General features: G+C 50.0%; 16 protein-coding genes. 9 read left to right on the forward strand and 7 right to left on the reverse strand.

What is annotated here, in order from left to right; genetic code table 11:
* The first annotated feature begins 28 nt into the window (after positions 1–28).
* The gene (locus CWI84_RS03135; RefSeq protein ID WP_126841116.1) at positions 29–637 is read left to right on the forward strand and encodes a YjaG family protein; all 609 of its coding nucleotides are present in this window, start codon (positions 29–31) and stop codon (positions 635–637) included.
* Here the strand turns inward: CWI84_RS03135 and CWI84_RS03140 are convergent.
* Together CWI84_RS03140 and rsmD are read right to left on the reverse strand one after the other, a co-directional pair.
* A complete protein-coding gene (locus CWI84_RS03140; protein ID WP_126841117.1) occupies positions 585–896 on the reverse strand; it encodes a DUF1145 domain-containing protein in 312 nt (103 codons plus the stop codon). The genes CWI84_RS03135 and CWI84_RS03140 overlap by 53 nt on opposite strands.
* Positions 893–1,468 (reverse strand): 16S rRNA (guanine(966)-N(2))-methyltransferase RsmD, encoded by a 576-nt coding sequence (gene rsmD / locus CWI84_RS03145; RefSeq protein ID WP_126841118.1) that lies wholly within the window; start codon positions 1,466–1,468, stop codon positions 893–895. The genes CWI84_RS03140 and rsmD overlap by 4 nt, the downstream gene beginning before the upstream one ends.
* 127 nt (positions 1,469–1,595) lie before the next feature.
* Here rsmD and ftsY point away from each other — a divergent pair, with 127 nt between their 5' ends.
* The 5 genes from ftsY (at position 1,596) to CWI84_RS03170 (ending at position 5,749) form a co-directional block, all read left to right on the forward strand.
* Positions 1,596–2,777, forward strand: coding sequence for a signal recognition particle-docking protein FtsY (ftsY, locus tag CWI84_RS03150; RefSeq protein ID WP_126841119.1), 1,182 nt, complete (start codon positions 1,596–1,598; stop codon positions 2,775–2,777).
* The gene (gene ftsE, locus CWI84_RS03155) at positions 2,774–3,454 is read left to right on the forward strand and encodes a cell division ATP-binding protein FtsE (RefSeq protein ID WP_126841120.1); all 681 of its coding nucleotides are present in this window, start codon (positions 2,774–2,776) and stop codon (positions 3,452–3,454) included. Before ftsY ends, ftsE begins: the two co-directional genes overlap by 4 nt.
* Positions 3,451–4,440 (forward strand): permease-like cell division protein FtsX, encoded by a 990-nt coding sequence (gene ftsX / locus CWI84_RS03160; protein ID WP_126841121.1) that lies wholly within the window; start codon positions 3,451–3,453, stop codon positions 4,438–4,440. Before ftsE ends, ftsX begins: the two co-directional genes overlap by 4 nt.
* A 194-nt stretch (positions 4,441–4,634) precedes the next feature.
* Positions 4,635–5,495, forward strand: coding sequence for an RNA polymerase sigma factor RpoH (rpoH, locus tag CWI84_RS03165; protein ID WP_126841122.1), 861 nt, complete (start codon positions 4,635–4,637; stop codon positions 5,493–5,495).
* A gap of 2 nt (positions 5,496–5,497) precedes the next feature.
* The gene (locus CWI84_RS03170; RefSeq protein WP_126841123.1) at positions 5,498–5,749 is read left to right on the forward strand and encodes a YkgJ family cysteine cluster protein; all 252 of its coding nucleotides are present in this window, start codon (positions 5,498–5,500) and stop codon (positions 5,747–5,749) included.
* Here the strand turns inward: CWI84_RS03170 and CWI84_RS03175 are convergent.
* From CWI84_RS03175 to gpmI, 3 genes are read right to left on the reverse strand one after another with little or no spacing between them, the layout of a single operon-like run.
* Positions 5,711–6,475 (reverse strand): divergent polysaccharide deacetylase family protein, encoded by a 765-nt coding sequence (locus tag CWI84_RS03175; protein ID WP_126841124.1) that lies wholly within the window; start codon positions 6,473–6,475, stop codon positions 5,711–5,713. The two genes, CWI84_RS03170 and CWI84_RS03175, sit on opposite strands and share 39 nt — an antisense overlap.
* The gene (locus tag CWI84_RS03180; RefSeq protein ID WP_126841125.1) at positions 6,475–7,614 is read right to left on the reverse strand and encodes a murein hydrolase activator EnvC family protein; all 1,140 of its coding nucleotides are present in this window, start codon (positions 7,612–7,614) and stop codon (positions 6,475–6,477) included. The genes CWI84_RS03175 and CWI84_RS03180 overlap by 1 nt, the downstream gene beginning before the upstream one ends.
* A gap of 8 nt (positions 7,615–7,622) precedes the next feature.
* Positions 7,623–9,161, reverse strand: coding sequence for a 2,3-bisphosphoglycerate-independent phosphoglycerate mutase (gpmI, locus tag CWI84_RS03185; protein WP_126841126.1), 1,539 nt, complete (start codon positions 9,159–9,161; stop codon positions 7,623–7,625).
* A 161-nt stretch (positions 9,162–9,322) separates the two neighbouring features.
* On the opposite strand from gpmI, the gene CWI84_RS03190 reads away from it, so the two are divergent.
* The 3 genes from CWI84_RS03190 to gpsA are packed head-to-tail and all read left to right on the forward strand — an operon-like array spanning position 9,323 to position 11,314.
* Positions 9,323–9,751, forward strand: a complete 429-nt coding sequence (locus tag CWI84_RS03190) for a rhodanese-like domain-containing protein (protein WP_126841127.1) — start codon at positions 9,323–9,325, stop codon at positions 9,749–9,751.
* 42 nt (positions 9,752–9,793) lie between these two features.
* Positions 9,794–10,297 carry a protein-export chaperone SecB gene (secB, locus tag CWI84_RS03195; RefSeq protein WP_126841128.1) on the forward strand — a complete coding sequence of 168 codons (504 nt, stop codon included), beginning with the start codon at positions 9,794–9,796 and terminating at the stop codon, positions 10,295–10,297.
* A gap of 12 nt (positions 10,298–10,309) precedes the next feature.
* On the forward strand, positions 10,310–11,314 hold the full coding sequence (gpsA, locus tag CWI84_RS03200; protein WP_126841129.1) for an NAD(P)H-dependent glycerol-3-phosphate dehydrogenase: 1,005 nt from the start codon (positions 10,310–10,312) through the stop codon (positions 11,312–11,314).
* A 1-nt stretch (position 11,315) separates the two neighbouring features.
* On the opposite strand, the gene slmA is transcribed toward gpsA, so the two are convergent.
* The gene (slmA, locus tag CWI84_RS03205; protein ID WP_126841130.1) at positions 11,316–11,918 is read right to left on the reverse strand and encodes a nucleoid occlusion factor SlmA; all 603 of its coding nucleotides are present in this window, start codon (positions 11,916–11,918) and stop codon (positions 11,316–11,318) included.
* 12 nt (positions 11,919–11,930) lie between these two features.
* Positions 11,931–12,386 (reverse strand): dUTP diphosphatase, encoded by a 456-nt coding sequence (gene dut, locus CWI84_RS03210; protein ID WP_126841131.1) that lies wholly within the window; start codon positions 12,384–12,386, stop codon positions 11,931–11,933.
* Between the last annotated feature and the right edge of the window lie 7 nt (positions 12,387–12,393).

Genomic DNA, 12,393 nt, shown 5'->3' on the forward strand with positions numbered 1-12,393 from the left:
CAATAGTCCTAAAGCATGTGAGAGCGGTATGACGCGCAGAAATACTTTTCAACAGATACGTGAACTCGCCTGGGAACACCAAGTGGTGCTTGCCCTGTATTTGTGCGAGCGGATGCTGCCAAACTATCAACTCTTTCACCACCTCACTGGCTTTGGCGATCCAAAACCGTTACAAAGTGCGCTGAATGCCTGTTGGGATTGGATTGCCGCGCCGCGTGCTTGCAAGGTGAACTTTAGCCGCTGGCAAGAAAAGGTGGATGATGTTACACCGAGCGAACACGGCCACGACATGCTTGGGGTCTATCCGGCAATGGATGCCTGCACCGCGCTCAGTACGTTATTGCAGGGCTTAATGGATAACAATGCCAATGCCTTGGTTGATGTCGCGAAAGTGTCTCAAGCCAGTGTCGCCAAGTTTATTGAGTTAACCGAGGGTGAACACATTGATGCTGAGCAACTGCCACAACTGTTACGCGAACACGAATTAACGCAGTACGAGATTGATATCCAGTTGGCGATTATCGACTTTCTTGCGTCGCAGCCGCAAATCAGCCAACCGGTAGTGAGCATGGTTCGGCAGATGGTTACTGACGAGGGGGTGTCGAACGTGGGGCTTGCGCTGGACGCTGAAGAATAGCCAACCAAGCAAACACTCCAAAGGCCATAATGTGCCAAATATCTTGGCTACGCCAATGCACCTGGGATTTCAGTACCCCTAAAAACACCATCAGTAGCAGTAGGTGCATGACCACAATCACCGCGAGTAGCAACCACAACAATCCTTGGGCTTGCGGGCTGGCAGGTAATTGTCCCGATTGCATAGCGAACAGGGTAATGAATAACGCCAACCAAATCAGGGTGAAAATGGCCTTCCCAGTCCAAACCACATATTTCATTCTGTCACCTCAATAAGTGTTGATTGTACTTGACCAAAGGTTTTATCTTTCAGAATTTGCCAGTGCGGTGGTAATGCCAACGCTAAACCTTTTTCGTGTTCAATGTAAATATAGGAGCCTGGCTCAGTGTAGCCAGGCTGTTGCAAGAGTTCGATAGCGGGCATCAATAACTGTTGTTGAAACGGCGGGTCAAGGAATATCAGTGAATAGGGTGCTGCTGGCGTATGCTGTAGCCATTGCAACGCGTCTGCTTCAATCGCCTGCAATTGGGGTTCTCCCAGCGTTTGAATATTGCGTTGTAACTGCCTCGCAACGGCACTCTGTTTTTCGATAAAGGTCACAAATTTGGCGCCGCGAGAGGCGGCTTCAAACCCCAAACTACCGCTACCGGCAAACAAATCCAAGCATTGGCTGTCCACAACCACCGGCTGTAACCAATTAAACACCGTTTCGCGCACTCGGTCAGTGGTCGGCCTCAGGCCCTCGGCGTCAGCGATGGGAAATTTCCGGCCGCGCCATTGGCCAGCAATAATGCGAAATTTCCCTGTTCCAGTATGGCTAGGTTTGGCCACGAATGAGAATCCTCTTGCAGGTTAGCCGCAGTGTCGTCAGCTTTCCATCAGCATGCTAAACTACGCGGTCAATATCAGATGCCGCTATTGTAGCGATTCTATCAGCACAGTTCCAAGGTAAGCAGTTATGGCAAAAGGTTCATTGTTTTCGTGGTTCGGCAAAGATAAGTCAGAGAAAGACGAGAAGCCGCAACAGCAGCAACAACAGGCTGACGAACAAGCCCCGGAGCACGCGCCCGCGGAGCATGAAACCGCAGTACCGCAAAGCCCATCGGCACCGGATGCCGCCGAGGCCTGTGCTCAGGTAACGGCAGAGAGTGCGGGTAATGAGGCGCAGCAACGCACGCCTAAAAAAGGATTTTGGCAACGACTTAGCGATGGGCTGAAAAAGACGTCAGGTTCTATCGGTAGCGGACTATTCGGTATCTTCCGTGGTAAAAAAATCGATTATGAGCTGTTTGAAGAATTAGAAACGCAATTGCTAATGGCCGATATGGGTGTGCAAACCACGCAAAAAATTATCGACAATTTAGTGGATCAAGCTGACCGTAAGCAATTGCAAGATGCCGAAGCGCTGTACGATTTGTTGCAACAACAACTGAGTGAAATCCTTGCTCCGGTCGACCGGCCGCTGGAAATTGATACCAGCAAGAAGCCATACGTAATCTTGATGGCTGGTGTTAATGGCGTGGGTAAAACCACCACCATCGGTAAGTTGGCAAAGCAATTTAAACAACAGGGTAAGTCGGTGATGCTAGCGGCGGGGGATACCTTCCGTGCCGCGGCGGTAGAGCAATTGCAGGTTTGGGGTGAACGCAACGATATTCCAGTGGTAGCACAACACACCGGTGCTGACAGTGCGTCGGTGGTTTATGATGCGGTTGAGGCAGCAAAAGCCCGTGGTATCGATGTGTTGATTGCGGATACTGCGGGGCGTTTGCAGAATAAAGCCAATCTAATGGAAGAGCTGAAGAAGATCGTTCGGGTGATGAAAAAGCTCGATCCTGAAGCGCCGCACGAGGTGATGCTTACACTTGATGCAGGTACAGGGCAAAACGCCATCAGTCAGGCGAAGCTATTTACCGAGGCGGTAGGTGTTAGCGGTATCGTGATGAGCAAACTCGACGGTACCGCCAAAGGTGGCGTTATCTTCGCCGTAGCTGACCAATTTGGTATTCCAATCCGGTATATTGGCGTGGGTGAACAACTAGACGATTTACGCCCATTCATAGCGAAAGACTTTATTCAGGCGCTATTTCAACGTACCGTAGCTACAGCATCCGAAAACGCTGAAGAGTCACGGCAATGATTCAGTTTGAACAAGTCAGTAAGACCTACCCTGGCGGCCACCAAGCCTTAAGTCAGGTGAATTTCCAGGTAAAGCCTGGCGAGATGGCTTTTTTAACCGGCCATTCAGGTGCGGGTAAAAGTACCTTGCTCAAACTGATCAGTTTAATGGAGCGGCCGACAACGGGCCGCGTGCTCATCAACGGCCACGACTTGCGCAAAATGAGCGCCTCACAAGTACCCTATGTGCGCCGTGATATCGGAATGATCTTTCAAGACCATCGATTGTTGATGGATAAAACTGTGTTCGACAATGTGGCCTTGCCGCTGATTATTGAGGGTTACAGTGTGCAGGAGGCACGCAAGCGCGTGCATGCGGCCTTAGATAAGGTGGGGTTACTGGATAAAGTGCGACACTATCCAACCATGTTGTCTGGTGGTGAACAGCAGCGCGTGGGCATTGCCCGAGCGGTGGTCACTAAGCCGCCAATACTCCTAGCCGATGAGCCGACCGGAAATCTCGATCCAAAATTATCGATGGAAATTATTCGGCTATTCGAAGCCTTTAACCAAGTGGGTGTTTCAGTGTTAATTGCCACTCACGATCTCGGACTGATTGCGCGTTTACGCTACCGCACGCTGACGCTGCGTGAGGGACGGCTGATTGACGACGGTTTACAGCCGGAGGCGCAGCCATGAGTTTGTTGTTCCGTAATCGGGAGATCGAAAAAGGCGCCTCGCAGCGGTTAAAACTTTCTCCTGCACGGCGCTTTGTTATGTATTGGGTGCACCACGTTCAGCAAGGCGTCGCCAGTTTAGGTGAACTCACCCGAAATCCATTTGCCTCATTTATGACCATGGCGGTGTTGGGCTTAAGTTTAACCTTGCCAACAACGCTGTATGTGCTGGTTAAGAATACGCAAAGCATCAGCGCTGAGTGGCAACAAGCGTCACAAATCACTGTGTTTATCCGCGATGGCGTCAAACCCGCAGCGGTACAAACACTGCAGCAAACACTGCGTTTAAACAAAAAGATAGCCGCTGTTGAATGGGTAGACAAAGCCGCGGCATTACAAGAGTTTCGGGAAAAATCGGGGTTTGGTGAAGCGTTAGACGCACTAGATAGCAACCCGTTACCGGATGTATTGCTGGTCACCCCGGCGCAACAATTTCGCAGTTCCGAAGCGGCTAAGCGACTGTTGTTTGAATTAGAACAGAATCCGGAAGTCGCCTACGGCAAACTGGATGTGCAATGGCTGACCCGTTTACACGCCTTGTTAGGATTGGCGCAGGATATTCTCGGTGGTTTGGCGTTGCTGTTGTGTTTAGCTGTTGTACTCATTGTCAGCAATACCATTCGGCTTAATATATTGAGTAAAAAAGACGAAATTATCGTGATGAAGTTGGTGGGTGCAACGGCGTCCTTTATCCAGCGTCCGTTCCTTTATACCGGCATGTGGTATGGCTTTGTCGGCGGTGTCATCGCGTGGTGTGCGACATCGTTGTTACTGTGGTGGATTGAAGGCGCGGTCACGAGAGTGACTGACCTGTACCAATCACAATTCAACTTAGCCGGCTTAACCTTATCGGAAATGCTTGTGGTGTGGGCGTTTGCCATCGGTTTAGGTTTGCTGGGTTCGTTTCTAGCGGTGCGTCGCCACATTAAAATGATAGAACCGAGTTAGTCATCCATTCATCAAATTGTCACGTAAACAAGCTAGCCTGAGATCACTGTGATCATTTTTCCGATCGGCTCTTGTCAGCGACAGTGATTTTGGTACACTCAAGGGTCAGGCATCTATCTCTTAAGCACGCCTTTTCGGGAACTTTTGGGTGCATTTTGGGTCAATGTCGTGTCGGTTTTAGTTAGAGGTATTTTATGAGCACTGAATTACAAAGCGTCGCATTATCCGTGCCTCAAGGGGGCGGACTGGAAGGCTATATTCAGTCAGTAAACCGCATCCCAATGTTGAGTGCTGAGCGCGAAAAAGAGCTAGCGCACAAACTCCATGACGAAGGGGACTTGTCATCAGCGAAAGAGCTGATCATGTCGCACTTGCGCTTTGTGGTGCACGTTGCCCGTTCATACTCGGGTTATGGCTTGCCGCAAGCGGATTTAATCCAAGAAGGCAATATTGGTTTAATGAAAGCGGTAAAACGCTTCGACCCCTCGGTCGGCGTGCGCTTGGTATCGTTTGCGGTACATTGGATTAAAGCAGAGATTCATGAATACGTGTTGCGCAATTGGCGCGTAGTTAAAGTCGCAACCACAAAAGCACAACGTAAGCTGTTTTTTAACTTGCGCAAAATGAAAAAGCGTCTGGGTTGGTTCAGCCAAGACGAAGTCAATACTGTCGCGGATGAGCTCGGTGTGAGTCCGTCCGAAGTGATGGAAATGGAAGCGCGGATGAGCGCCCATGACCAAGCATTTGAGTTGAGTTCAGACGACGACGATGCGCGTGAAGGGCAAAACTATTCACCCGCGATGTATTTGGAAGACAAGCGTTCTGACTTGGCGCAAGAAATCGAACAAGAAGATTACGAGCAGTATAATCAGACCCGTCTTCTTGGCGCACTGAAAGCGCTTGATGAACGCAGCCAAGACATCGTGCAATCGCGTTGGTTAGGTGACAATAAAGCCACCTTGCAAGACCTTGCGGAAAAATACCAAGTATCCGCTGAGCGCGTTCGCCAGCTTGAACAAAATGCGATGAAAAAGCTTCGCTCAGCAATGAGCTAAAGATGCAATGTCGAGTAGGGTGCGGTGCGTGTTGCATCGCGCCCTCAATTTCCTCCCCAATCCCCGATATGCCGCACGGTAAACCTGCCGGAGTGCATTGCGTTCATTTAACTGATGATCACTTGTGTGCGCTATTCGGTTTACCCTCACGACCGAAAGTGTGCGAGCAATTTGATGCGAGCGAAGATAGCTGTGGTGACAGCCGTGAGCAGGGGTTAATTTTGTTGACGCGGTTGGAGCAACAGACCACTTGAGCCTGGTTCAGCGATACGGCTGAGACGGGAGGCATACACCAGTTCGATATCGCTATTATTCAGTTGCGGCAGTGCTTGCTGAAGAAAGCTGAGCGTTTCTGGGTAAGGATGCCCAATAAGTACCGCATGTCCACGCTGTTTAGCGATTTCTAGTGCTCGATCGAACTGCCGTTGCAGTGAGCGCGAGTCACGTTGATTGTCTAAAAACACATTTCGCCGAGTGGTCGGCACACCATAGAGCTTTGCCATATCTTCGGCGATGGTTTTGGCCGACGTGCGGCTGTCTAAAAAGAATAACTGCTTATTCTGCAGTGTTTCCATTACCGCTTGCATTGAAAGAGTATGTTGGGTGAATTCACTGCCCATATGATTGTTCATGCCAGAGACGTAGGGCAAACTTTCCAATGCGCGAGTCAGGGTTAACTTAATTTGTTGCGCCGACATATCCATAGTGATTGCACCGGGTCCTAAACGATTACCGTGCACGGCTTCCATCGGCATATGAAGTAATACTTCTTTACGACTAAAATGCGCTTTTATTGCAAAGGCGTGAGCAAACGGCGTGTAAGGCAAGATGGCAAAGGTCAGATCGCCGGGTAATTCAGTCCAGCGCAAGTCAGCGCGATGATTGCCAATATCGTCTATGACAATCGCCAGTTTTGCTGGGCTTGCGTGAACCACTGTGGCGCAAAAAAGCAGGCTGAAAAGTAATACTGTACGTAACATTAGCGCAACCAAGACGAGGGATTCACGGCGTTACCGCGGTAGCGAATTTCAAAATATAACGCAGGACTGTTGCGTCCTCCGCTTTGCCCCATCAACGCGATGGTTTCCCCTTGGTGAACCATTTCGCCAGGAGCCTTCAATATGGCTTGGTTATGGCCGTATAGGCTCATGTAGCCTTCACCATGATCCACCACAATCACTAACCCAAAACCGCGTAGCCAGTCAGCATAAAGCACCCGGCCGTCGGCAATACTGGTCACCGGTTGGCCATTTTCACCGGCTATGACGATACCTTTCCAATCAACCGGACCCTGGCGCGACTTTCCGAACAGTTTTTGAATACGGCCATCGGTCGGATGCGGTAAACGTCCTCGCTGACGTTTTAAACCGGTTAGCTGCACATCATTTTTCAGTGCTGCCACAATAGCGGCTAATACCTGCTCAAGCTGTTGTTGGTTCTGTTGTAACTCTTGCAGTTGTTGTTTGTCAGATTTTTGTTGTGCTTGCAGTTGCGCAAGCCGCTGTTCTTGTTGGTTTTGCTTTTGCTTTAACTGTTGTTGTTGCTGTTGTTGTTGGTCGGCAACTCGGTTCAAAGCCTGTTGCTGCTGTGCCAATTGCTCGGCTACGGAAGACAGTTGTTGTTGGGTCTTTTTTATTGCTGCTAATTTTTCCATTCGTGCATCGTTGAGGTAACGATAGTAGCCTAGCATCCTCTCGATATCAGCAGGATCTTGTTGATTTAGCAGCATTTTAAGGAAGTCACTGGAACCATTCTGGTAAGCGCTAGAGACCTGTTTCTTCAACAACTCAGCTTGTTGCTTTTGTTGCTTAAGCAATTTCTGTTGCTGCTGCGCTAACTGGTCAATTTTGTCGCTTATCGCTTTATATTGGCGTTGTGTTTTGGCTAAGGCGGCCGCCGCGTGAGCAGTCTCAAGTTCGAGTTTTCGCAGCGCTTGTTCGGCGGTTGATAGTGTAGCTTCACGGGCATCAATTGCCTGCTGGCGCTCAGCAATCGCCGCCTTGATTGCTGCTAATTGCTGTTCTGTCGCCGCTTTGTCTTGCTCAGTTTGTTGCGCATTGGCAGTGCTGAATAGCGCACTGCAACTACACAAGATGGCCAGCGCCAATAGCTGCCGCATGAGTTCTGTTAACCCTTATCGCGCAATTGCATCAGCGGCTTACCGGTCATCTCTTGCGGTTGCGGTAAACCCATCAAGTGTAACATCGTGGGCGCTACGTCAGATAAAATCCCGTCTCGAGCTTGCGCTGGACGTCCGACATAAATGAACGGCACTGGCTCGCTGGTATGTGCGGTGTGTGATTGTCCTGTTGCATTGTCACTCATCTGTTCTGCATTGCCGTGGTCAGCGGTGATGAGGCATTCGCCACCCACCCGTTGAGCCGCCTCGACGACGCGCCCGACAGCGGTATCGACTGCTTCGCAGGCTTTCACTGCGGCAGCAAAGTTGCCTGTATGGCCAACCATGTCGCCATTCGGGTAATTGGCGATAATGACGTCGTATTCACCGGAGTCTATTGCCTCAACAATGGCATCAGTCAGTTCAACCGAGCTCATCTCTGGCTTTTGGTCGTAGGTTTTGACCTTCGGCGAGGGGATAAGGACACGTTTTTCGCCGGCAAACTCGTCTTCACGACCGCCACTAAAGAAAAATGTGACGTGCGCATATTTTTCGGTTTCTGAAATACGTAATTGAGTTTTGTTTTCTTTTGCCAGCCATTCACCAAAAACATTGGTTAATGGTTCCGGAGGAAAGGCAACGGGAGCGGCGAGTTCGGCGGCATATTGCGTGAGCATGACGAAGCGCGCGAGTTTTGGTGTGCGACCCCGGTCGAAACCGTCGAAGTTTTTATTAATAAACGCTTTGGTCATTTGTCGAGCGCGATCAGCGCGGAAATTCATAAATATTACGGCATCTTGGTCATTGACCTGCACGGCGTCGCCAATAATTGTCGGTTGCACAAACTCATCGCTTTGATCGTGTTCGTAGGCATTGGCTAGGGCGTCCAGCGCACTATCGTTGTGCTGCTCCGCTTGTCCATGAACGATGGCATTATAAGCGGCTTCGATTCGTTCCCATCGGTTGTCACGATCCATCGCATAAAAGCGCCCACAGATTGTCGCAAAGCGGCCAACGCCGAGCCGTGCAAAGACTGCTTCAATGCGCTCAATGCTGGCTCGCGCTGAACGTGGCGGCGTATCGCGACCATCCAAGAACGCATGCAAGTATATGGCTTTCGCACCCCGCTCGGCAGCAAGCTCGAGCATTGCAATAATGTGGTCTTCATGGCTGTGTACACCGCCAGGGGAAAGTAGTCCCATGATATGAACTGCTGCCTGCGAGTGAGAGGCACTATCCACCGCACCGGTGAGCACCTCATTGTCGAAGAAGCTGCGGTCTTCGATGGCTTTACTAATGCGCGTGAAATCTTGATAAACCACACGTCCCGCACCAAGGTTAACATGGCCAACTTCAGAGTTGCCCATTTGTCCCTGTGGCAAGCCCACAGCCATTCCTGAACCGTCGACTAAGCTATGCGGGTAGTCGTTCCACAACTTATCCATAACCGGTGTGTTGGCTGCAGTGATAGCATTATCAGCAGCAGCTTCTCTGTGGCCCCAGCCATCTAAGATCAACAAAACTAATGGTTTTTTCCGCATGCTCATGACAACCTCGATATTGCTCACTGATGGATTCTGTTTGCCCGTTAGTTTACTGCATTTGCGGATTACTCGCATCCACCATATTTTTTGCTGGAAACTCGCGCTCGGGTCGGTATACTCATGCCCCACATCTCCAAAAATCGAAATGACCACAGAGGGTAAAAATGGACGCCTTGTTAGAGTTTGCTAGCCGCCACTTATTCATGAGTATTTTGTGGGTGGCATTGCTGATCATGCTGATCGCAGTTTGGATGCGCTCTGCAAAGCAAGGATACCAAGTATTGTCGCCACAACAGGCGACGGTCTGGGTCAATCGTGGTGATGGTGTGTTTGTTGATTTGCGTTCCACAGACGAGTTTCGCAAAGGCCATATTCACGGCGCTAAACAAGTCAGTGCGGAGCAAATCAAAGAAAACCAATTGGGGTCTATTGAAAACTTCAAAGACGCCCCCATTGTATTAGTCTGTGCAACAGGAATGTCGGCAAAAGCGTCGGCCACGCAACTTTTGCAACAGGGCTATACCCAAGTTGCCATCCTCGAAGGTGGCATGAATGGCTGGCGTAGCGAAAAGTTACCCGTCACTCAAAAATAACTAACAGTAAAACTATCGCAACAAATTATAGGAAGTAGGATCATGGCTGACGAACAGCAAACTAACGGTGCAGCGAACAACGAACAACAAGTGGGTTTCGCCATTCAACGTGTATACACCAAAGACGTGTCATTCGAGACCCCAAATGCGCCAGAAATTTTCCGTAAAGAGTGGAAACCAGAAATCAGTCTTGATTTGAACGTTGAACATAAAGCGCTTGAAGACAGCGTTTATGAGGTCGTTCTGCGTTTGACTGTAACGAACAAAATTGGTGAAGAAGTTGCTTTCCTGTGCGAAGTGCAACAAGCAGGTATTTTCACTATCGGCAGTGAAATTCCTGATAACCAGCGTGCGCACATGTTAGGTGCCTATTGCCCTAACTTGTTGTTCCCATACGCTCGTGAGTGCGTCGCGAATATGGTAACGCGCTCTACTTTCCCACAGCTTAACCTAGCGCCAGTTAACTTCGATGCGATTTTTGCGCGTCATGTCGAACAACAAAACGCGCAAGCGGAAGCTGACGCAAAAGCGCAAGCAGACGCGTAAGTTAGCATTTTTATGGCAACATCAGCAGATGTAACCATTCTGGGGGCGGGCTCTTATGGGACCGCCCTTGCTTTGTGTTTTGCCCGAAAAAACCATCAAACGGTACTGTGGGCGAGGGATGCAGAGCAAGCGAAACAAATGCAACAACAGCGGCAAAATGCGCATTACCTTCCAGGCTGCGAATTTCCACCATGCTTGACGGTCACCAGCGACCTCGCTGCTGCCGTCAAAGATGTCAAAAACATTGTTGTTGTGGTGCCAAGCCACGCGTTTTCAAAAGTATTGACGGATATTAAACCGTTACTTACCGATTCAGCGCGAGTGGCGTGGGCAACCAAGGGTTTAGAACCAGAAACTGGGCGTCTGTTATACGAAGTCGCGGAAGATATTCTGGGTCATAAACATCCGCTCGCGGTCCTCTCGGGACCGACATTTGCCAAAGAAATGGCGCAAGGGCTGCCAACCGCTATATCGATGTCGTCCACCGATAATCAGTTCGTTGATGAACTTTCCGAAATGCTGCATTGCGAACGGTCGTTTCGTGTATACACCAATAATGACTTTATCGGCGTGCAACTCGGTGGTGCCGTCAAAAACGTGATTGCCATTGGCGCTGGAATGGCTGATGGTATTGGGTTTGGTGCTAATGCCCGAACCGCACTGATTACTCGCGGACTGGCGGAGTTGACGCGGTTGGGTCTGCAGTTGGGGGCAGGGCGCGATACCTTCACTGGTATGGCGGGACTCGGCGACTTAATCCTTACCTGTACCGATAACCAATCTCGTAATCGTCGCTTTGGTTTAGCGCTGGGGCAAGGTAAATCGGTAGAACAAGCACTGGCCGATATTGGTCAAGCCGTTGAGGGCTATCGCAATACTAAGGAAGTGGTTGCGCTTGCTCACCGACACGGCGTTGAGATGCCGATTAGCGAACAAATCTACAAGGTTTTGTATGAGGGTAAAGCCCCTCAACAAGCCGCGATCGACTTGTTGAGTCGGGCTAAAACCACAGAGTAACCTAAGCGACCTCAGGCTCTGCTAATAACTGTTGTTCAATCGCTTGCCATTGCTCCGCGAATAGTGCGGTCGGCTTACGCTGAAAGTCAGAACGTACAAACTGCGCAATTTTTCCTTCCGCATAAGAAAGAATAAGGTTAGCTAGCACGCCCTCATCAATCGCAAAGCCACGGTTTTCTCGAATACGGCGCTCGCGTAATACTTGCTTCAATTGCGCTTCGATTTTTTCAAATAAGTTCACCATGCGGCTGCGTAGACGCTGTTGCTCACCCATTAACGCATCGCCAGTCATAATACGAGTGATTCCGGGATTACGCTCGGCAAACGTCAGCAATAGCTGCAGCACCATTTGGCAGCGAGTGATGGTGTGCTTTTCTTCGTCCATGATGCGGTTAATACGTGAAAGCAGCGCTTCTTCAACAAATTCAATTAAACCCTCGAACATCCGCGCTTTTGAGGGGAAGTGACGGTACAGAGCGGCCTCAGAAACACCGACATTGGCGGCAAGTTTGGCCGTGGTAATGCGCTCTCCAGGTGCGGTTTCAAGCATTGCTGCCAAACATTGTAGGATATCCTCACGGCGATTACGTTTTTGCTGTGTCATACCTAAGTGTCCTTATTGGCTTCCCGAATGGCCGAAGCCACCTTCGCCACGATCAGTTGCGCTAAATTCTTCTACCTGTTGCAGTTGTGCCTGCACTACTGGCACGATGACCATTTGTGCAATACGCTCACCGGGCTCGATGGTGTAAGGTTTCTCACTCCGGTTCCAAACAGAGATCTTAAGTTCTCCTTGGTAATCTGAATCGATCAAGCCGACCAAGTTACCCAATACCAATCCATGTTTATGGCCAAGTCCAGACCGTGGTAATAACGTCGCGGCCAAACCTGGATCGGCAATATGGATGGCGATTCCGGTACCAACTAGCTCGCATTGGCCTGGTGCGATAGTTATTTTGGTGTCGATACAGGCACGCAGGTCCATACCTGCTGAGCCAGTTGTTGCATACTCTGGCAGTGGGATTTCACTGCCAATCCGCGGATCTAAAACTTTCATCTGAATGGTGGTCATAGGTGCT

It is taken from the genome of Idiomarina tyrosinivorans, from assembly GCF_003987475.1.
GTDB classification, from domain to species: Bacteria; Pseudomonadota; Gammaproteobacteria; order Enterobacterales; family Alteromonadaceae; genus Idiomarina; species Idiomarina tyrosinivorans.